Raw genomic sequence first — 19,367 nt, forward strand, 5'->3', positions numbered from 1 at the left:
TTCATGTTGTGTGACGTTAATGAAACCACACGGCTCCGACCGCCGTTTCCCTACCGTGCCCGACGCGACGCACCGGATGACAACCGATGCCGAGGGTCGTGCGAATAACGGAGAATACCAATGAAGAAGATTACTGTCCTCCTCGCCGCCGCATCCACCTTTGCGGTTGCAGCCCCCGCCATGGCGCAGAGCGCCGACGATCCCTTCACCGGCTTCCGCGTCGAAGGCCTCGCCGGTTACGACGTCAGCACAGCGGGCAGCGATGCGGATAACGACGTGAACGAAGATGACGATCAGTCGATCGACGGCTTCAATTACGGCATCGGCGCCGGTTACGATTTCAATGCCGGCGGCGTGGTCCTCGGTGTCGAAGCTGAACTGAGCGATTCCACCGCGAAGACCGAATTCACCGATGGCGATTTCGAAGGCTTCGGCCTCGGTAACGTCGAGACGGGCCGCGACATCTATGTCGGTGCGCGTGCCGGTTTCCTCGCGGCGCCGGATCTCCTGATCTACGGTAAGGGCGGCTACACCAACGCTCGCTACAACATCGAAAGCTCGTTCGACGGTGACGAATATCGCGCCAAGATCGACACCGACGGCTTCCGGATCGGCGCCGGTGCGGAATACGCGCTGAGCGGCAACAGCTTCGCCAAGATCGAATACCGCTATTCGAACTACAGCGATGCCGAGCTGGACTTCGAAGGCGACACGCCCGACCAGGATCTGGGCGAGATCGACCTCGACCGTCACCAGGTGATGGTGGGTTACGGTCTGCGTTTCTGATCGCAGCCTGATCGACGAAAAAACGGGCCGGGGGCGCATCGTGCGCCTCCGGCCTTTTCGTGTCTAGCGCCGGGCGCAGGCGATGGTGGCGGCGTCCATGGCAGAAGATGCGCCGTCGAGCGTGTAGGTGTTCGAAAAACGCCGCCCGCTCGTATCGGTGGAAGAGACCGTCATACTGCCCGCGGAACGCATGGCGGCGACGATGGCGGCATCCCCGCCGCGATCCTGCGCCCAGGCGTCCGCCCCGCTTCCGCTCAGCGCGAATCTCTTGCCGCCGACGATCAGGGTGATGGCGGCGTTGGCGCGGATAGTGCGCGACAGGCGCAGATGGACCTGGCCCCGGATATTGCGGCGCGGCCAGCTGGCGATCGTGGCATAGGGTTCGTGATCGCGCTGCAGGCGGCTCGGGGCGGGCATGGCGATGGCATAGCAGCGCGGGCCGCCCTCAGAGCGAAGCGCGTCGCGAAATGCGCCCCAATCGCCGAAAACGCCGAGGCTCTGCTTGGCCTGGAGCGGCGCGGCGACCGCCAGCAGGAAAAGAACCGCCAGCCTAATCATAAGCGATCTCCATCACTTCCCATTCCTTGGCGCCGCCCGGCAGGCGAACGGTGCGCAGATCGCCGATCGCCGCACCGCGCAAGGCGCGCGCCAGAGGGCTGGTCCATCCGATCCTGCCGGTCCCCGCATCCTGCTCGTCATCGCCCACCAGCGTCACGGTGCGGCGTTCGTCATCCTCGTCGGCCAGCGTGACCGTCGCGCCGAAGAATGCGCGCGAGCGATCGACCTGTTCGTGCGGTTCGATGACGCGCGCCGCCTTCATCCGACGCGCAAGATGGCCCAGCTCGCGATCGATTTCGCGCATGCGCTTGCGACCGTAGAGATAGTCCCCGTTCTCGCTGCGATCGCCATTGCCCGCGGCCCAGTTCACGATCTCCGCGATGGCGGGGCGTTCGGTGCCGAGCAGGTGATCGTAGCGCGCCTTCAGCGCGGCATAACCCGCCGGGCTGATCGGATTGGTCTTGCGCGGGGGAGCGCCCGGGTTCGATGGCGAAGAGGAGGCAGGCATTGCCCGCCTCCTATCCGATATCAGCGCAGGAAGTCACCTGCCGAGCGTGCGCGGCCATAGGCCGTCCGCTCGGGATAGAGCTGTTCGTAGACGGCGGCGTTTTCGATCACGCGCTGGACGTAGTTCTTGGTTTCGAAGAACGGGATCTTCTCGATCCATTCGACCCAGCTGATCGATCCGGTGCGCGGATCGCCGTTCGCGCGCAGCCACTTGTTCACATTGCCGGGCCCCGCATTGTAGGCCGCGAAGGCCAGCGGATAGCTGCCGTCGTAATAGCTGACGAGCCGGGTGATGTGGTTCGAGCCGAGGCGGATGTTGTAACTCGCATCGTCGATCAGCGAGGATGTCATGTAGGTCATGCCGGCCTTCTGCGCTTCTTCGCGCGCAGTGGGCGGCATCAGCTGCATCAGGCCACGCGCACCCGCATGGCTGATCGCGTTCTGGGCGAACTGGCTTTCCTGTCGCGCAATGGCGTGCACCAGCGTGAATTCAGCGCCCGGCGGCAGCGGCAGGACCGGGAAGCCCTGCGTCACGAATTCGTCGTGCCCGTCGGCCCCGGCGGCTTCGGCGACGTTCACGGCCAGATCGCGGCGACCGATCTCGCGAGCGAGGTCGGCGACCATCTGGTGTTCTTCCAGCGTGTCCGCCGATTGAGCGAGCTCGCGATAGAACTGGATGCCGGTGCGCCACGGCGCATCGCGCGCCACTTCGCGCACCGCCGCGACGATCGGGCGCGAGGCGAAGGCCTGGCGCGCTTCCGGGCTGGGCACGGTCAGATTGTCGGCGGCGAGCTTCGGCACGGGGCGGCCCAGTTCCTTTAGCGCGAGCTGGCCGTAAAACCGGTCCGGATATTCCGCCGCCATTTCGTAATAGCGGTTCGCCTCGTCCGCCATTCCGGCGCGCTTCGCGGCGAGACCGGCCCAGTAGAACCCCTTGGACCGCGTCTGCGGCGTCTGTGCGGCGGCGCCGTAACGGTAGAAGAGCGGCGCGGCGCGGCGTCCGTCGCCCAGATCCCACAGCGCGGACGTGCCGCCGAGCCACATCAGCGACGTGTAATCGTCGCGCAGGCGATAGCTACCCGTGCTGACATCGAAGCCCGGCGCGAACAGATCGTCGACCGATCCGGCGATCTCCGCCGCCTGGCCCGAGCTGGCACCGCGCGCGACGCTCAGCATTTCGCCGATCATCGCTTCGGAATCGAACGCGGGTTCCTCGAAGCTCGGACGGCTGGTCAGCAGGGCCACGGCCTGCGGAAGCTGGCGCGAAGTGCGATAGTGGCGCACGAGATTGTAGACATAGCCCGGATCGCTGCGCGCGATATTCGGGGCGAGGGCGGAGGTGTCCGGCATCGAGCCCTGCAGCAGCGACAGGCGCGCCATCGCGAGGCCGCGATTTTGCGGCGAGACGCGGACCGTCTGGCGCGCGGCACCTTCGCTGTCGCCCTGCCACAGCAGCGCGTCCATGCGCGCATCCTGATCCTCGGCGGAGAAGCGCGTACCGTAAAGACCCTGGATATAGGCCTCCGACGTGCCGCTCATCGTGCCGCCACGCCATGCCGCGCGTGCCACGTCATAGGCTTCGGGCCGATTCTGCGTCCCCAGCGCCAGGGCATAGCGAGCCTTCGCACTGTTGGTGATCGGCGGATTGCGGTCGAAAAAGGCCACAAGCTCTTCCGGCGACACTGGATCGCGATCGAGCGCGGCTTCCGCGCGGCGCTGCAACCGGTCCTGTTGGGGAAATCCCTCATAGGTCGTGATGAAATTGGCATAGGTCGAAAACGGCAACCCGTCTTGACCGATCAGATATTCCCATCGCTCGATCGCGGGCGCCATCCGGCCCGGCTGTTCGGCGACGAGATTGCTGCGCGCGCGATCCCAGCTCGATCCGTCCTGCGCGGTTGCGATCGAAGGGGCTGCCAGAGCGGTGCCGGCGAGAATTGCGGTCTTGAAAACTGTTTTGAGTACCATGCTGGACATAGTGTCCCCCCGCTCATTATCAGGCGCTGAATGAAATCGCGTCGATGCGGCGAATTCGCTCGCATTGTCATGCCCCTAACGCAGGATACGGGTAAATGTTCACAGGTTCGATTCCCGCTCTGGCGACTCCTTTTCGCGACGGGACGTTCGATGAGGTCGCTTATCGCAAGCTGATCGACTGGCAGATCGAGAATGGCAGCAAGGGCCTCGTCCCCTGCGGCACCACGGGCGAGGCATCGACGCTGTCGAATGCGGAGCATCACCGGGTGATCGAAGTCTGCATCGAACAGGCGGCGGGCCGCGTGCCGGTGATCGCGGGCTGCGGCAGTAACGATACCAAGAACGCGCTGCTCCACATGCAGTTCGCGAGGAAGGCCGGGGCGGCGGCGGGCCTGTGCGTGGCCCCCTATTACAACCGCCCCAGCCAGGCCGGGCTGATCGCGCATTTCAGCTATCTCGCCGAACACAGCGATCTGCCGATCGTGCTCTACAATGTGCCCGGACGCACCGTGACCGATATCGAGGACGAGACGGTGGTGGAGCTGGTCCGCATGTTCCCCGACCGGATCGTGGCGATCAAGGATGCGAGCGGCGACCTGTCGCGCGTGGCCGATCATCGCATGGGCCTGTCGAAGGATTTCTGCCAGCTATCGGGCAATGACGAATTGTGGCTGCCCCATGCGGCGGCGGGCGGATCGGGCTGTATCTCGGTGACGGCCAATGTCGCGCCTGCGCTGTGCGCCGAATTCCACGAGGCGATCGCCGCGAACGAGCTGGCCAAGGCGCGCGAACTGAACGACCGCCTGTTCCCGCTGCATTACGCGATGTTTTCCGACGCCAGCCCCGCGCCGGCGAAATACGCATTGAGCCGCGTGCACGACTGGTTCTCCGACGAAGTCCGCCTGCCGCTGTGCCGCGCGAGCGAGGCCAGCCGCAAGGCGGTGGACGAGGCGCTGGAGATTGCAGGGCTGATCTAGAGCAATTCGTCCTCGTCGAGGATCGGCGCGGGTGCGAAGGGTGGATCGCTGACGGCCATCGCCTCGACGATGGAGTGCGCGTTTTCGCCGACATGGTCGAGCGAGTCGATTTCGGCGATGTGGAACAGCGCATCGCCCTGATTGACCACGGGCAGCGTCGCGTGGCCGATGATCACGCCATCGATCGGGCTGACGAGTTCGATCCCGTCCTCGCCGAACAAGCCGCCGACCACGGCCAGCAGATTGCCCTGCCGCACGATATCGCCCGATTTGCGTACCCGGCGCGACACGCCGCCGCGCGGTGCGCGTACCCAGGTGGAGCGATTGGCGCGCATCGGGACTGCGACATTCTCCAGCCCGTCGCTCGCCGTGATCATGCCGATATGGGCGAGCACGCGCAGCACGCCCGCGGCGCCGACACCGATCGAATAGCGATCGAAGCGTAGCGCCTCGCCCGCTTCGAGGAGGAGCATGGGCACTTCGCGCTCGGCGGCGAGCGCCCGCATCGAGCCGGGCCGCAACGGGCTTTCGACGATGATCGGCGCGCCGAAGGCCATCGCCAGTTCGACGAGATAGGGACTGCCCGATGCGATCCGGATCTGCGGCAGATTGTAACGATGGACCGCAGCGGTGTGCATATCGATGCCGAGCGTGCAGCGTTCGATCACATTGGTGAGGAAACAATGCGCAAGCTGCGCGGCGAGGCTGCCGCCTTCGTTCCCCGGAAAGCTGCGGTTGAGATCGCGCCGGTCGGGCAGATAGCGGCTGTGCGCGGCGAAGCCGTAGATATTGACGGCGGGCGCCAGAATTACCGTGCCCGACAGGGTTTCCGGCATCAGGTGGTCGAGCAGGCGCTGGACGATGGCGGCACCCACGATCTCGTCGCCATGGATGCCCGCGCTCACGAAGACACAAGGCCCGCGCTTCGCCCCGTGCAGCACTTTGAGAGCGAGCGAGGAATCGAGGCCGGTGACCTGCTGGCTGACGGGAATCGTGAGGATTTCCGCCGTGCCCGGTGCGATGCTGCGATCGTGGATGGCGAAGGGGGCGGGCGTGTCGTCGGAACTCATGCAGCGTTCTAGGGGCACCGGGGCCGTCGCGCGCAAGCGAAAAAGCGCCGGGAATCCCGATCGTGGACAAATCGGCCTGCACGTCGACCATCAGCTTGCGCGACTCGCCGGGCACGCAATAGCCTGCCGCGCATGACCGACACGTTTTCCGCCCTGTCCGACCCCACGCGGCGGCTGCTGCTCGATCGCTTGAGCGAGCGGGGCGGGATGACTTTGTCGGACCTTTCTGAGGACCTGCCGATGACGCGCCAGGCGGTAGCCAAGCACCTCGCCGTGCTGGAAGCGGCCGAACTGGTCGCTTCCGAGCGCGACGGGCGCTGCAAGCGGCATTATCTCAACCCGATCCCGCTGGCGAAGATGGCGCGCCGGTGGCTGGGCCGGTTCGAAGATGTGCCGCTCGGTTCGATGGCGGGGTTTCAGGGCGCCTACGGGCAGGGTGGGAGAACATCGGCTCGCGAAGCTGCGGCTCATTCATAGCTGACCACCTCGAATTCGATCCCGTCCCAGTCGAGGAAATAGAAGCTGCGCGGACCTGGATCGTACTGGCCTTTATTGAAGGGACGAAGACCGGCCTCCTTCACCAGTTTTTCCGCCGCATCGAGATCGCTGACCGCGATGCCGATGTGGTTCATCGGCGCTCCCTTGCCGAACCCGGCGGCGACGCCCGGATTGGTATAGATGGCGAGATAGGCCTGCGCATCGCCGAGACGGATGGTGCGCCCGCCAGCCATGGCCGGGCCTTCCCATCGGCGGGTCCATCCGGTGATCCGGGCGATCAGATCGGCGAGCCGGTCCGGGTCGCGCGACGAGATATTGACGTGTTCGAGCCGGGCCGAAACAGGGGCTTGATCGGGCATGGAAATCTCCATCCGAACCGCCGCGTGCGCCCGCTTCGACAGTGAGGCAAGCTTCCCTTGCGGCAGGTCCGGTGCCCGCATTGATGCAACCTCAAGTTCTCTTGAGGTCAAGCTGCAACGTCGCTATGACTGTGATCGATGGGACCGAACGATACACTCACCATAGGCGAACTCGCCCGCCGCACGGGGCTCAGCGTCTCGGCGATCCGTTTTTACGAGGACAAGGGGCTGATCGAACCGATGCGCACCGGCGGCAATCAACGCCGCTTTTTGCGCAGCGATATCAGGCGCTTGAGCTTCATCCTGATCGTCCAGAAGCTCGGCCTCTCGCTCGAAGAGATCGGCGAGCATCTGCGCGCGCTGCCCAAGGGCCGCACACCCAGCAGTTTCGACTGGTGGAAGATCAGCGAAGCGATCCGTGGCGGGCTGGACGAGCGCATCGCGCAATTGCAGGCGATGCGCGACAATCTCGACGGGTGTATCGGCTGCGGCTGCCTGAGCCTCAAGACCTGCCAGATCTACAATCCGCAGGACGTGGCGGGCGAAAGCGGGGCGGGGCCCCGGATCCTGCGCTAGCTCTCCGGCCCCAGTTCGGGGTCGAGATCGCGGGGCCGCGCGAAGTGGACCAGCTTGCCGCATTCCGGCCCAAGCTCCGCCCAATCGTCGATATCCAGTTCGAACACGGCGTAACTCGCGGTCGGGAATTTGACCTTCGCCTCGTCGAACAGCGCGTTTTCGTGCGCCGGCGCGACCAGTTCAAGGACCATGTCGCCAAGGCCGGGATTGTGGGCTGCGATCAGCACGGCCTTGCCGGTCGCTTCGTGCAGCACGTCCATTATCGTGTCGGTCCCGGCCAGATACAGGCGGCGGTCCCAATTGGGCTCCCGATCGGGCAAAGCCTCTTCCAGCGTGGTCTTGACCCGCTGGGCGGGGCTGGCGATGAGCGTGTCCCACTTGATCCCGTGATTGCGAATATGATCGCCCATCAGCCGCGCGCCCTTGCGACCGCGCGCGTTCAACCCGCGATCGAAATCGCGCGTGTCGCCATCGTTCCAGTCCGATTTCGCATGCCGCATCAGGCCGAGAATCTTCACGCGCTCTCCGTTTCGCTACCCGTGACGGCATGAACACCGTGGGCGACGCGCTGTAAAGCTTCCGCAAGCGTCAGGCGGATGACGGGCGTGCCGTCGGGGAAGGCGGAGAGGAAGCGCGAGGGGAAGGCGGAGGAGAGGACGACGAAGTGGCCCGCATCCTCGCGCGTGCGGATCAGCCGCCCGAAAGCCTGGGCAAGCCGGGCGCGGATGATGCGATCGTCATGCCCCTTCGCGCCGCCCGGTTCATCCGCCGCGGCGGCGCGGCGGGCGCGGTGGAGAATGGTCGGGCGCGGCCAGGGCACGCTTTCCATGACGACGCAGCGCAAGCTGCGCCCCGGCACGTCCACTCCATCGCGCAGCGCGTCCGTGCCCAGCAGGCTGGCGCGCGGATCGTCGCGGAAAATATCGGTCAGCGTGCCGGTATCGATCGGATCGACATGCTGGGCATAGAGCGGCAGGCCCGCGCGCGCCAACCGGTCCGCGATGCGCCCATGCACCGCCCGCATCCGCCGGATCGCCGTGAACAGGCCCAGCACGCCGCCATCCGACGCTTCGATCAGCCGCGCATAGGCGCCCGCAAGGCCCGCGATATCGCCGCGCCTGATGTCGGTCACGATCAGCACTTCGGCACGGTTCGCATAATCGAACGGACTGTCCGACTGGCTGGTGCGCGGCGCGATTTCGAGATGGGTGGCACCGCTGCGCGCGACCGCGTGCGGCCAGTCCGGCCCTTCCTCGCCCCGATCGGTCAGCGTGGCACTGGTTAGCATCACGCCATGCGCAGGCTCCAGAACGGTGTGGGCGAAGGGCTTCATCGGATCGACCCAGTGCCGGTGCAGGCCGATATCGAATTCGCGCGCATCGTTGCGATCGACCGCCAGCCAGTCGACAAAATCCGCGTCCGCCGGGCCGCCGAGACGCGACAGCAGCGCTTCCCACGCGGCCAGCAGATCGATCCGCCAGGCGAGCGAATGGCGCGCCCCTTCGATGCGCGCACGGCCTTGTCCGTCGAGCCAGTCGGGCGCGTCGGCCATCACCGCTTCCAATCGCCCGGCCAGTTTCATCAGCGGGGTACGGATGGCAGCAAGCGCCTGCGCCGCCGTGCCCGCCGCCTCGACCAGTTCGCCGGGAAGCGAGGCGGTCTCGGTCTCGATCCCGTAGCCCGCTTCCTGCCCGCTCTCGTCGCGGGCATAGGTGGTGGCGCGAACCTGGGCGAGCAGGGCTTCGAGCGGCCCCATCGGCGTGCCATCCGCCAGCCGGGCGAGCCAGCCGTCGGAAGGCAGATCCTGCGCTGCCGCGACGGCAGCCTTGATTGCTTCGCCGCCGGCCTCGTCATAGCTCGCAATATCGGCGAGGCGCGCAGCGAGGCCCCGCCGCCGTCCGCGATTGCCGCGTTCGGGGCCGACGATCCAGCGCCTCAGCTCTATCGTCTCCTGCCCGGTCAGCGCGGCGGAAAAGGTCGAATCGGCGGCATCGAAAACATGATGCCCCTCGTCGAAGACGATGCGGGTGGGGCGCTGCGCATGATCGCGCCCGCGCGCGGCGTTGACCATGACCAGCGCGTGATTGGCGATGACGAGATCGGCCTGCGCGCTTGCCCGTGCGCTGCGTTCGATGAAGCATTTGCGGTAATGCGGGCACCCGGCATAGACGCATTCGCCGCGCTGGTCGGTCAGCGCCGCGATCCCGCGCTTGCGGAACAGGGTGCCGAGCCAGCCGGGCAGGTCGCCGCCGATCATGTCGCCATCCTGCGAATAGGCGGCCCAGCGGGCGACCAGCTGCGCCAGAATGGCGGGGCGGCCGGAAAAGCCGCCTTGCAGCGCGTCTTCCAGATTGAGCAGGCAGAGATAATTCTCGCGCCCCTTGCGGACCACGACCGGGCGCGATCCGTCGGCGCGCCGTTCGGGCCAAGCGCGGGTGCTTTCGCGCCGCAACTGGCGCTGCAGATTCTTGGTATAGGTCGATACCCAGACCGTGCCGCCGGACCGTTCCGCCCAGAGGGAGGCGGGGGCGAGATAGCCCAGCGTCTTGCCGATCCCGGTGCCTGCCTGTGCCAGCAGGACATGCGGCCGCTTGTCCTGCGCGCGCGGGGCGAACACGCTGCCCGCGCCGCGCGCGAACAGGCGTTGGCCCTCGCGCTTTTCCGCGCCTTCGCCGGTCAGGCGTTCCAGATGGCCTTCGACCGCCAGCTCGTCGAGCGCGACCTGTTGCGGCTGTGCGCGCTCGGGCGCTTCTTCCCATTCGGGCAGGCGCGAGAACAGCCATTTTTCCGCGCGCTCGGGCTTTCTGACGTGTGGAGCCAGCACCTGCGCCCAGGGCCAGCGCAGGCGCGCCAGCGATTGCAGGGTCGACCATGCTACGTCACGCTCGGCCCAGTCGGTGCTTTCGCAGATCTCCATCATCCGCGCCGCGGCGCGTTGCAGCAGCAGCGGCACTTCATCGTCGCTGTCCGGCACGGCGAGGTCGAGCGCTTCGGCCAGCCCCTTCGGCGTGGGCACACAGAAACGGGCCGGGCGCACGAAGGCGAACAGCTCCAGAAGATCGAGGCCCGACAGGTCGGGATAGCCGAGGCGATTGGCCACCAACGGGGCGTTCAGCAGCAGCAGCGGCGTGTCGGCGGCGGCCATCACCGCCTCGCCCTTGGAGCAGCCGCGCGTGCTGCCGTTGGAATCGCGCAACCACGTGCCTGCGTGGCTGGCATGGATCGCGGGGAGGGGCAGGGGCTCGCTCACCGGAGCGCTATTCCAAGCCGGGAACGAAAAGTAAACAGAGGCGCGCGAAACCGGTTTCCTACAGGCGCGGAATTTGCCAGATCCGGGGGAGTGAACCGCCACCGCGCAATGCCCCGTGCTTTACGTCCCGCGAGCGTGGTTGCGGCGCGGCGTGACCTTTCGAAATCCGAAGGCCACAGCGGTTTGGCAGGTGCGGATGGCAGGCCGCTGAATGTTAAGAGAAAAACGAAGCGTTTGCTTCGCCCTACAACCGCCAAGCGTGTCAACGTGCCGCCCCCGATCGGCGCGCTTCGCACTTGCAACACCGCAGTCCATCCGCGAAAGCCCCGCTTATGACCATGACCGATTTGATGTCCGCCGCTCGTTCCTCCAAGGCTTGGCCCTTTCAGGAAGCGCAACGGCTTTTGAAGCGCTATCCCGATGGCACGAAGCCGGACGGATCGCCGGTCCTTTTCGAAACCGGATACGGCCCCAGCGGCCTGCCGCATATCGGGACGTTTCAGGAAGTGCTGCGCACCACGCTGGTGCGCCGCGCATTCGAAGCGCTGATCGGGGCGAAGCCGGAAGACGGCAAGACGCGCCTCGTCGCCTTTTCGGACGATATGGACGGCCTGCGCAAGGTGCCGGACAATGTGCCCAACCGGCAATTGCTGGAGGACAATCTACACCTGCCGCTCAGCCGCGTGCCCAATCCCTTCGATACCGCGCATGAAAGTTTTGCCGCGCACAACAATGCGATGCTGCGCGAATTCCTCGACCGGTTCGGCTTCGATTACGAATTCGTCGCTTCGTCGGACCGTTACAATTCCGGTGCGTTCGACGAGGCGTTGAAGACGGTGCTCGCGAAGGATCAGGCGATCCTCGACATCATGCTGCCGACCTTGCGGGCAGAGCGCGCGGCGACCTATTCGCCGATCATGCCGATCAGCCCGAACACGGGCCGGGTGCTGCAAGTGCCGGTGCAGGTGATCGATGCCGAAGCCGGAACGATCCGCTTCACCGACGAGGATGGGACGGAAGTCGAACAATCCGCGCTGGGCGGCATGGCCAAGCTCCAGTGGAAGGTCGATTTCGCCATGCGCTGGGTGGCGCTGGGCGTCGATTACGAGATGTACGGCAAGGATCTGACCGATACCGGCGTCCAGTCGGGCAAGATCGCGCAGGTCCTCGGCGGCAGGAAGCCGGACGGGCTGATCTACGAGCTTTTCCTGGACGAGAAGGGAGAGAAGATCTCCAAGTCCAAGGGCAACGGGCTGACGATCGAGCAATGGCTCGAATATGGCAGCGAGGAATCGCTCGGCTTTTACATCTTCCCCAATCCTAAGAGCGCCAAGCAATTGCACGGCGGCGTCATCCCGCGCGCAGTGGACGATTACTGGCAGTTCCGCGAGCGATTGGCGGAGCAGGATCTGGACAAGCAGCTCGGCAATCCGGTCTGGCATCTGGCGCGCGCGAATGGCGGGTTCGAAGGCAGCGAAGCGCCCGGCGCGGGGGACAGCCTGCCGGTTACGTTCGCGCTGTTGCTGAATCTCGTCGGCGTGCTCGGCGCGCAGGCGGATCGGGATCAGGTGTGGTCCTATCTCGGCAATTACATCGCCGATCCCGACCCTGCGGCCCATCCCGATCTCGATGCGCTGGTGGACAAGGCGCTCGCTTATAACCGCGATTTCGTCGCCCCGTCGCTCCAGCGCCGCAAGCCCGAGGCGAACGAGGCCTCTGCCCTTCGCCGCCTGGACGAAGAGCTGGCTGCGATGGCAGACGGAACTTCGGCCGAAGACATCCAGACCGCGATCTATGAAATCGGCAAGGACGAGAGCCTCGGCTTCGAATCCCTACGCGACTGGTTCAAGGCATTATATCAAACGTTATTGGGCAGTGACCAAGGCCCGCGTATGGGAAGCTTCGTCGCGCTTTACGGGATCGACAACACGCGTGCTTTGATAAAGGATGCGCTCGAGGATTGAGCGCGGGCGGAAGGGATTCGCAATTTGGCGGATGGTAGCAATTCGATAAAACGGCAACGCAACGATGCGGGGCATCCCTCGCGTCTGGCCTCTTTGCGCCTGGGTGCCGACCAATTGTTCCTCCAGACCACCGCGCAGACGCGGATGGCGCAATGCATTTCCGATCCCCATCAGCCCGATTGCCCGATCGTCTATTGCAACGAAGCCTTCGTCGAACTGACCGGCTACCCTATCGACGAGATCATCGGACGCAATTGCCGGTTCCTGCAGGGCGAGAAGACCCAGCAATCCTCGATCGCCCGGTTGAGGGAAGCGGTGGACCGGCAGGTCTATACGGTCGTCGACATTCTGAATTATCGCAAGGACGGCACCGCTTTCTGGAACGCCGTGCATATCGGCCCGATCTACAATGCGGACGGCGAACTCGAATATTTCTTCGGGTCGCAATGGGACATTTCCGAATTGCTGGCCGCGCGCGAGACCATCGTCGAGAGCGACCGCGTGGCGGACGAATTGCGGCATCGCACCGACAACCTCTTCGCGGTGCTGACCGCGATCGTGCGCCTGTCCGCGCGCGGGGCCGAGGAGGTCGAAGAGCTGTCGGAAAAGATCCAGCGCCGCGTCGAAGCGCTGGCGGCGGCGCACCGTGTCTCGCTATCGGGCGGCGGGCTCGAAACCGACAGCTCCGATCTTCGCACGCTCGTCGAAGCGATCATGAAGCCTTATCGCAGCTCCAATGCCGACCGGATCGACATCGCGGGCGAGACGATTGAATTACCGCGCAAGCACGTCACCCCAATGGGTCTCAGCCTGCACGAACTGGCGACCAATGCGCTCAAATACGGCGCCTTGTCGCGCGGCGACGGCCGTGTCCACATCGACTGGGAAATCGAGGACGATATGGTCGTGATCCACTGGATCGAGCGGTTGGGAGAAGATATCGGCATGGCCGAAGGGGGCCGCGACGCGATCAGCCAGGGTACCGGAACCCGGCTGATGAAAGGTGTGCTGGGCGGGATCGGTGGATCGGTCGACAGCAGCCTGGAGCCAGGCGGCCTGCGCGCCACGCTCCGGGTGCCGCGCAAAAGCACGGACTGACCGTGCGCGCCGGCTATCGGGGCTGGGCGGTCAGGTCCATTCGCGGGTACGATACCATTTCGTCAGCACGTATTTCTCGCCCTTGAGCACCGGTGTTCCGGCGTGCAGCGTCGCTTCGTTGGGCGTTCCGTCGGGTAGGGCGTTGTTCCAGATCAGCAGGACGCCCGGCTCCGGTTCGATTGCGGAGCCTATCTCGGAAAAATAAGTGTGTCCGCCTTCTTCCACCTTGTTGAGAAACGCCATGGCGGTCCAGCTGCGCTGCCCGCCGCGTTCGCTTTCGAATTTCCAATAGGGCTGGTCGGTATAGAACCAGTCATTGTGCGGTTTGAATTCCTGGCCCGGCAGATACCGCTGGCCCTGGATCGATTCCCCGAACCGCGGATCGATCCCCAACAGGTCGTCTATCCGGCGCGAGACGCTTTTGACGAAGGCGTGGGCCGGATCGAGATCGCCTGAATAGGATGTGCGAAAGCCCTTGGCATAATCCTGGTCGTGCAGCTGGCTCGGCTTGGCGATCGCATCGATCATCGCAATCAGGCGTTCGCATTCCGAAGGGGACAGGAACCCGCCGAGCGCGAAGATTTCCGCTTCCTCGGTGGGGAATTTGTAAAGCCCGCTGTCCTTCGCCAGGCGTGCCCGAACTGCGGCACCCACGCGCTTCAGTGCAGCGCGATCGGGATTGGGGAGGGCGGCAGTGTCGTAAGTCGCGCTGGAAGCCATGCGTGCCGGTTTAGCAAACCACGGGCCTGCTGCAAGGAGCCGCTTGAAGCAATGGCGAAACGCGGTATCCCACGACGATCGGCCCGCTGGGCCTTTGGGAGATAGGTATGTCCGACACTCGAAACGCCCGCCGCTATTCCGTGGGCGCCATGATTTTCCACTGGACGATTGCAGTGGCGGTCATCGTGAACTGGCGGATCGCCGAAGCGGCGCACCACGCCGAAGGGGCGGCGAAGGGCGCTATCTTTGCCAATCACAAGGCGCTTGGCATTCTCATTCTGGTGCTTACGCTCGGTCGGTTGATATGGCGCTGGACGCACCCCGTGCCGCCCTTGCCGTCGGATCTCGCAAAATGGGAAAAGGTTCTTGCACGCACGGTGCACGTTGTTTTCTACGTCCTGCTGATCGCTCTCCCCTTGGGGGCATGGATCGCCAACTCGCTGACCGGACGCAGCATCGACATGTTCGGCCTGTTCACGATTCCGCCGCTCCCGCTGGGCGAGAACAAATCCTTGGGCAGCGCGATCTTCTCGGCCCATGCAACCGGCGGATCGATTTTCATCTATCTGATCGGCCTGCATATTCTGGGCGCGTTGAAGCACACCTTCTTCGATAAGAATGGCGGCATCTTCCGGATGCTGCCCTTCGGCAAGGTCTGACGCTGACATAAAAAGCCCCCGCGAACGCAATTTGCGCTGCGGGGGCCAGATGTCCGGCGGACCACTCTCAAAGCCGCCGGACAAAGCAAACCGATTTACCAGAAGAAGTCGTAGATCGCGTCGACCACTTCACCGCTGTAGATATCGACCAGCAGCACGTCGTCGTAATAGCGTACCCAGCGATATGGGCCGTAGACTTCGGGCAGGCGATAGCGCCACGGATCGTTGATGGTGTAGCGGTTCGAATAGAACCCGCTCCCGAGCGTGATGCCGATCGAAAGCCGATTGTATCGGTGATTGCGATAGGGCGAATAATACCGCCCGATATTGAACAGGCTGCGATTGGCCGCGCGATAGCGGTGCCAGTCATAGCGCTGATTGCGCCGCCAGTCGGAGCGGTTCCAGACGCGATAATCGTTCCAACGACGTCCATCGTAATAACGACCGTAATGGCCGCCGCGATAGGCCTGGCGCTGGTCGCGATAGCGGTCTTGACGCCAGTTCCGCTGGTCGCGCTGGTCGCGGTAATTGCGCTGATCGCGATAGGCATCGCGGCGATTGTCGCGCCAGGTCTCGCGGCGGTCGGCACGGCGTTCGCGCCAATCCTCCCGGCGGTCCTGCCGCCGTTCGCGCGCATCTTCCCGGCGTTCGCGCCGATCTTCGCGCCAGTCCTCGCGACGTTCCCGACGCGCCTCGCGGCGGTCCCTGTCGGCCTGTGCCTGTTCGCGCAGAGCCTCGTTCGCACGGCGGAAGACATTGCCGCTATTGGCGTCGCGCCGCTCCGACCTTTGCGCACGCTCGGTCCGTTCGGCACGCCGCGTTTCCTGCGCACGCTGCGCTCGTGGAGGCGCTACCGCCGCATCGGGCGCGGAAGGGCGCTGCTGGCGAAACACTTGCCGACGCTCGCCACGCTCACCGCGTGAGCGCTGGTGTTGGTCACGATCCTGCGCCAGCTTCGCATCATCGTTCCCCGTGCCGACATCGATGGCGGTCATCGGCGCGTCGAAATCGACGGTGGGTGCAGCCGCAGCGGGCAGCGCCGTCAATCCCAGCGCCGCTGCCAGGGCGCCCAATGCGCTGCCTTTCAAGAAATTGTTCGTCATGGAGCTATCGTCCTTCCCCTTGGAAAGCCGCCCCACCATTGCGGCTCGATTGAACGCCTAAGCGATACCGCAGGAATAGAGCTTGGGCCATGACGCGAAACTGAACCGCTCGGGCGGTGCTTTGTTCATGTTGGAGTGCTCTTGCCTGAACGATCTCGCGATTGACAGCAGCGCCGCGACGCTGTCTCACCGGGACCATGTTCGACACTCTCGATGACGTTCGCAAGGATATTGCCAAGCGGTTGAAGGAGGGCGCGTCCGATCGTCGCTCGGCCTTCCATCTCCCCGCTATCGCCACTGCGGATGCTGATGCGCGCATCATGGTCCTGCGCGCGTTTGACGAGGAAAACTGGATTTTGCGCTTCAACACCGATGCGCGCGCGCCGAAAGTGGCGGCGATCGGCGAAGGGGCGCCGGTGGGTGCGCTGTTCTACGATAAAGACGCGAAGGTCCAGATCCGGTGTCGCGGGATCGGGCGGATCGAGCATTACGGCCCGACTGCGGACACGGCATGGGAGGAGGCGACCAATTTCGCCCGTCGCTGCTATCTGGGGGCGGGTCCGGGTGCCGTTTCGGATGAACCGACCAGTGGATTGCCCGCACAATTCGAAGGCGTCGAGCCTAGCGATGAAGAACTCGAACCTGCGCGCGCGAATTTCGCCGTTCTGCTCCTGACGGTCGAGGAAGCGGACTGGTTTTATCTGTCGAATGACGGCCATGTGCGCGCGCAATTCCTGCGCGGCGAAGGCCGATGGGTGGCGCCGTAGCGCTGGCTTCCCGACCGCGTCACGCGGCCTTGAAAATCGATGCGGCGGGCGATCGTCTATCCGATCGCCCGCCGCTCGTGCATCACGCGGCCTGCTTGATGTCGCGCAGAGTGATGTCGAAGGTCAGATCCTCGCCCGCGAGCGGGTGGTTGCCGTCGGCCTTGACCGTCGTGTCACCGACTTCGACGACATAGAGCGTGATCGGCGAGCCATCCTGCTGCTGCGCCTGCAAGGCCATGCCCGGCTGGGGCGCAGGCTCGGGCGGCAGGTTTTCGCGCGGAATATCGACGACCAGCGCTTCCTGACGCTCGCCGAAGGCATTGTCGCAGGGGATCGAGACGCTTTCCTCGTCGCCCACCGTCATGCTGGTAAGCGCAGCTTCGATCTGCGGAAAGATCTGACCGGCGCCAAGTTGCACGTCCTGCGGCCCGCTCTGCGCGGTGTTGCCGACCTCCTGGCCGTCGCCCCGCTTGAGGACGTAATCGATGGTCACGGTGTCGCCGTTTGTGGGAGTGGTCATGAATATCCTTTTGGGATTTCGTGTTCGCGACGCTGCGGGAGCGAGCCCAAGCGCGCCGTCGGGAAATGCGCCCGCGTATCGAGCGCGTCCTCTCCAATGTGGGAACCATACCGCGATGTGTCAAACGAAGTAGCGCGATGGCAAATTGGAGATAGGTGACGACGGCGTAATCGCAACGAAGCCAGCGATGCCGCAAATCGCAGGCTTGCAAAGAAAAAGGGCGGACAAACCGTCCGCCCTCTTCAATTCAGCGCGTCAGCTTCTTGTAAGCCAGTCGCGTAGGCCGATCCGCCGCATCGCCGAGGCGGCGGCGCTTGTCTTCTTCGTAGGCTTCGAAATTGCCTTCGAACCATTCCACATGGCTATCGCCTTCGAAGGCGAGGATGTGGGTCGCCAGGCGATCGAGGAAGAAGCGGTCGTGCGAAATGACCACGGCGCAGCCAGCGAAGTTCTCGATCGCTTCTTCGAGAGCGCCCAAGGTTTCGACATCGAGATCGTTGGTCGGCTCGTCCAGCAGCAGGACGTTGCCGCCTTCCTTCAGCATCTTGGCCATGTGGACGCGGTTGCGTTCGCCGCCGGACAGCTTGCCGACGTTCTTCTGCTGGTCCTGGCCCTTGAAGTTGAACGCCCCGACATAGGCGCGGGTGCTGGTGTCGTGGCCGTTGACTTTCATGTAATCGAGCCCGTCCGAAATTTCCTCCCAGACATTGTTCGACGGATTGAGATGATCTCGGCTCTGGTCGACATAGCCGAGATGGACGGTCGAACCGATTTCGACCGTGCCGCTATCGGGCTCTTCCTTGCCAGTCAGGATCTTGAACAGCGTCGATTTACCTGCGCCGTTCGGCCCGATCACGCCGACGATGCCGCCCGGCGGCAGCATGAAGGAGAGGTTTTCGAACAACAGTTTGTCGCCATAGGCCTTGGAGATGTTGTTCGCCTCGATCACCTTGCCGCCCAGGCGCTCGGGCACCTGGATGACGATCTGCGCCTTGCCGGGCTTGCGATCGTTCTGGCTGTCCTGAAGCTCTTCGAACTTGCGGATACGCGCCTTGGACTTGGTCTGGCGCGCGCTGGGCGTCTGCCGGATCCATTCGAGTTCGCGGCTGAGCGCCTTTGAACGGCCCGATTCCTCGCGGCTTTCCTGTTCGAGGCGCTTGGCCTTCTTTTCCAGATAGGTCGAATAATTGCCTTCGTAGGGGTAGTACGATCCGCGATCGAGTTCGAGGATCCAGCCCACCACATTGTCGAGGAAGTAGCGGTCGTGGGTGATCATCAGCACCGCGCCGGCATATTCCTTGAGGTGGTTTTCCAGCCACTGGACGCTTTCGGCATCGAGGTGGTTGGTCGGCTCGTCCAGCAGCAGGATCGACGGCTTCTGGATCAGCAGGCGGGTGAGCGCCACGCGGCGCTTCTCACCGCCCGAAAGATCGGTGACCGGCCAGTCGCCCGGAGGGCAGCGCAGCGCTTCCATCGCAACTTCGAGCTGGTTGTCGAGCGTCCAGCCATCGACCGCGTCGATCTTGTCCTGAAGGTCGGACATCTCGGTGCTGAGCGCGTCGAAATCGGCGTCTTCCTCGCCCATTTCCATGCCGATCTGGTTGAAGCGTTCGACCATGTCGGCGGTGTCGCGCGCGCCGTCCTTGACGTTTTCGAGCACGGTTTTGCTCTCGTCGAGCTCCGGCTCCTGCTCCAGATAGCCGACGGTGATGTTCTCGCCTGCCCAGGCTTCGCCGGTGTAATCCTTGTCGATCCCGGCCATGATCTTGATCAGCGTCGATTTACCCGCGCCATTGGGGCCGACGATGCCGATCTTGGCGCCCTGGTAGAATTGCAGATTGATGTTCGACAGCACCGGCTTCTGGGCACCGGGGAAGGTCTTGGTCATGTTCTTCATGACATAGGCGTATTGGGCGGACACGGGCGGCGTTCCTTCAGATCTTGAGATTCGGGAAAAATATGCGCGCCAGATAGGGGC

19 protein-coding genes are annotated in these 19,367 nt (G+C 64.3%); 8 read left to right on the forward strand and 11 right to left on the reverse strand.

From position 1 onward, the window contains the following. Nucleotides 1-120 precede the first annotated feature (120 nt). The gene (locus J7347_RS02135) at nt 121-786 is read left to right on the forward strand and encodes a porin family protein (RefSeq protein ID WP_209160646.1); all 666 of its coding nucleotides are present in this window, start codon (nt 121-123) and stop codon (nt 784-786) included. A 63-nt stretch (nt 787-849) separates the two neighbouring features. On the opposite strand, the gene J7347_RS02140 is transcribed toward J7347_RS02135, so the two are convergent. The 3 genes from J7347_RS02140 to J7347_RS02150 are packed head-to-tail and all read right to left on the reverse strand — an operon-like array spanning nt 850 to nt 3,828. After that, nucleotides 850-1,344 carry a hypothetical protein gene (locus tag J7347_RS02140; RefSeq protein ID WP_209160647.1) on the reverse strand — a complete coding sequence of 165 codons (495 nt, stop codon included), beginning with the start codon at nt 1,342-1,344 and terminating at the stop codon, nt 850-852. Continuing rightward, entirely contained in the window at nt 1,337-1,852 is a 516-nt protein-coding gene (locus J7347_RS02145) for a GreA/GreB family elongation factor (protein ID WP_209160648.1), read from the reverse strand. Before J7347_RS02145 ends, J7347_RS02140 begins: the two co-directional genes overlap by 8 nt. A 20-nt stretch (nt 1,853-1,872) precedes the next feature. Next, nucleotides 1,873-3,828, reverse strand: a complete 1,956-nt coding sequence (locus J7347_RS02150) for a lytic transglycosylase domain-containing protein (protein WP_209160649.1) — start codon at nt 3,826-3,828, stop codon at nt 1,873-1,875. 95 nt (nt 3,829-3,923) lie between these two features. Between J7347_RS02150 and dapA the strand changes: the two genes are divergently transcribed. Then, nucleotides 3,924-4,805, forward strand: a complete 882-nt coding sequence (dapA, locus tag J7347_RS02155) for a 4-hydroxy-tetrahydrodipicolinate synthase (protein WP_067680460.1) — start codon at nt 3,924-3,926, stop codon at nt 4,803-4,805. Here dapA and J7347_RS02160 read toward each other — a convergent pair. Next, nucleotides 4,802-5,875, reverse strand: a complete 1,074-nt coding sequence (locus J7347_RS02160; protein WP_209160650.1) for a succinylglutamate desuccinylase/aspartoacylase family protein — start codon at nt 5,873-5,875, stop codon at nt 4,802-4,804. The genes dapA and J7347_RS02160 overlap by 4 nt on opposite strands. A gap of 132 nt (nt 5,876-6,007) precedes the next feature. Between J7347_RS02160 and J7347_RS02165 the strand changes: the two genes are divergently transcribed. Continuing rightward, nucleotides 6,008-6,352 (forward strand): metalloregulator ArsR/SmtB family transcription factor, encoded by a 345-nt coding sequence (locus J7347_RS02165; protein ID WP_067685092.1) that lies wholly within the window; start codon nt 6,008-6,010, stop codon nt 6,350-6,352. Here J7347_RS02165 and J7347_RS02170 read toward each other — a convergent pair. Beyond that, nucleotides 6,343-6,732 (reverse strand): VOC family protein, encoded by a 390-nt coding sequence (locus J7347_RS02170; protein WP_209160651.1) that lies wholly within the window; start codon nt 6,730-6,732, stop codon nt 6,343-6,345. The genes J7347_RS02165 and J7347_RS02170 overlap by 10 nt on opposite strands. A gap of 138 nt (nt 6,733-6,870) precedes the next feature. Here J7347_RS02170 and soxR point away from each other — a divergent pair, with 138 nt between their 5' ends. Next, nucleotides 6,871-7,308: a redox-sensitive transcriptional activator SoxR gene (soxR, locus tag J7347_RS02175; protein WP_067685087.1), complete on the forward strand. Its 438-nt coding sequence runs from the start codon at nt 6,871-6,873 to the stop codon at nt 7,306-7,308. Here soxR and J7347_RS02180 read toward each other — a convergent pair. Together J7347_RS02180 and J7347_RS02185 are read right to left on the reverse strand one after the other, a co-directional pair. Beyond that, nucleotides 7,305-7,826, reverse strand: coding sequence for a histidine phosphatase family protein (locus tag J7347_RS02180; protein ID WP_209160652.1), 522 nt, complete (start codon nt 7,824-7,826; stop codon nt 7,305-7,307). The genes soxR and J7347_RS02180 overlap by 4 nt on opposite strands. Then, nucleotides 7,823-10,558, reverse strand: a complete 2,736-nt coding sequence (locus J7347_RS02185) for an ATP-dependent DNA helicase (RefSeq protein ID WP_209160653.1) — start codon at nt 10,556-10,558, stop codon at nt 7,823-7,825. The genes J7347_RS02180 and J7347_RS02185 overlap by 4 nt, the downstream gene beginning before the upstream one ends. A 332-nt stretch (nt 10,559-10,890) precedes the next feature. Between J7347_RS02185 and J7347_RS02190 the strand changes: the two genes are divergently transcribed. Both J7347_RS02190 and J7347_RS02195 read left to right on the forward strand, forming a co-directional pair. Next, complete coding sequence (locus J7347_RS02190) at nt 10,891-12,522, forward strand: lysine--tRNA ligase (RefSeq protein WP_209160654.1); 1,632 nt, start codon at nt 10,891-10,893, stop codon at nt 12,520-12,522. 24 nt (nt 12,523-12,546) lie between these two features. Beyond that, nucleotides 12,547-13,620 (forward strand): PAS domain-containing protein, encoded by a 1,074-nt coding sequence (locus J7347_RS02195; RefSeq protein ID WP_209160655.1) that lies wholly within the window; start codon nt 12,547-12,549, stop codon nt 13,618-13,620. A gap of 30 nt (nt 13,621-13,650) precedes the next feature. On the opposite strand, the gene J7347_RS02200 is transcribed toward J7347_RS02195, so the two are convergent. Beyond that, nucleotides 13,651-14,340: a 2OG-Fe(II) oxygenase gene (locus J7347_RS02200; RefSeq protein WP_209160656.1), complete on the reverse strand. Its 690-nt coding sequence runs from the start codon at nt 14,338-14,340 to the stop codon at nt 13,651-13,653. Nucleotides 14,341-14,447: 107 nt separating this feature from the next. Between J7347_RS02200 and J7347_RS02205 the strand changes: the two genes are divergently transcribed. Further along, on the forward strand, nt 14,448-14,999 hold the full coding sequence (locus tag J7347_RS02205; RefSeq protein WP_067685077.1) for a cytochrome b: 552 nt from the start codon (nt 14,448-14,450) through the stop codon (nt 14,997-14,999). A 95-nt stretch (nt 15,000-15,094) separates the two neighbouring features. On the opposite strand, the gene J7347_RS02210 is transcribed toward J7347_RS02205, so the two are convergent. Continuing rightward, nucleotides 15,095-16,102 carry an RcnB family protein gene (locus tag J7347_RS02210; protein ID WP_209160657.1) on the reverse strand — a complete coding sequence of 336 codons (1,008 nt, stop codon included), beginning with the start codon at nt 16,100-16,102 and terminating at the stop codon, nt 15,095-15,097. A 197-nt stretch (nt 16,103-16,299) separates the two neighbouring features. Between J7347_RS02210 and J7347_RS02215 the strand changes: the two genes are divergently transcribed. After that, nucleotides 16,300-16,869 (forward strand): flavin-binding protein, encoded by a 570-nt coding sequence (locus tag J7347_RS02215; protein ID WP_209160658.1) that lies wholly within the window; start codon nt 16,300-16,302, stop codon nt 16,867-16,869. An 82-nt stretch (nt 16,870-16,951) separates the two neighbouring features. On the opposite strand, the gene J7347_RS02220 is transcribed toward J7347_RS02215, so the two are convergent. Beyond that, nucleotides 16,952-17,389: an FKBP-type peptidyl-prolyl cis-trans isomerase gene (locus tag J7347_RS02220; RefSeq protein ID WP_209160659.1), complete on the reverse strand. Its 438-nt coding sequence runs from the start codon at nt 17,387-17,389 to the stop codon at nt 16,952-16,954. A gap of 247 nt (nt 17,390-17,636) precedes the next feature. Beyond that, nucleotides 17,637-19,310, reverse strand: coding sequence for an energy-dependent translational throttle protein EttA (ettA, locus tag J7347_RS02225; RefSeq protein WP_067685071.1), 1,674 nt, complete (start codon nt 19,308-19,310; stop codon nt 17,637-17,639). Nucleotides 19,311-19,367: the final 57 nt, after the last annotated feature.

The sequence above is a fragment of the Erythrobacter sp. A6_0 genome, from assembly GCF_017744235.1.
GTDB lineage: Bacteria > Pseudomonadota > Alphaproteobacteria > Sphingomonadales > Sphingomonadaceae > Qipengyuania.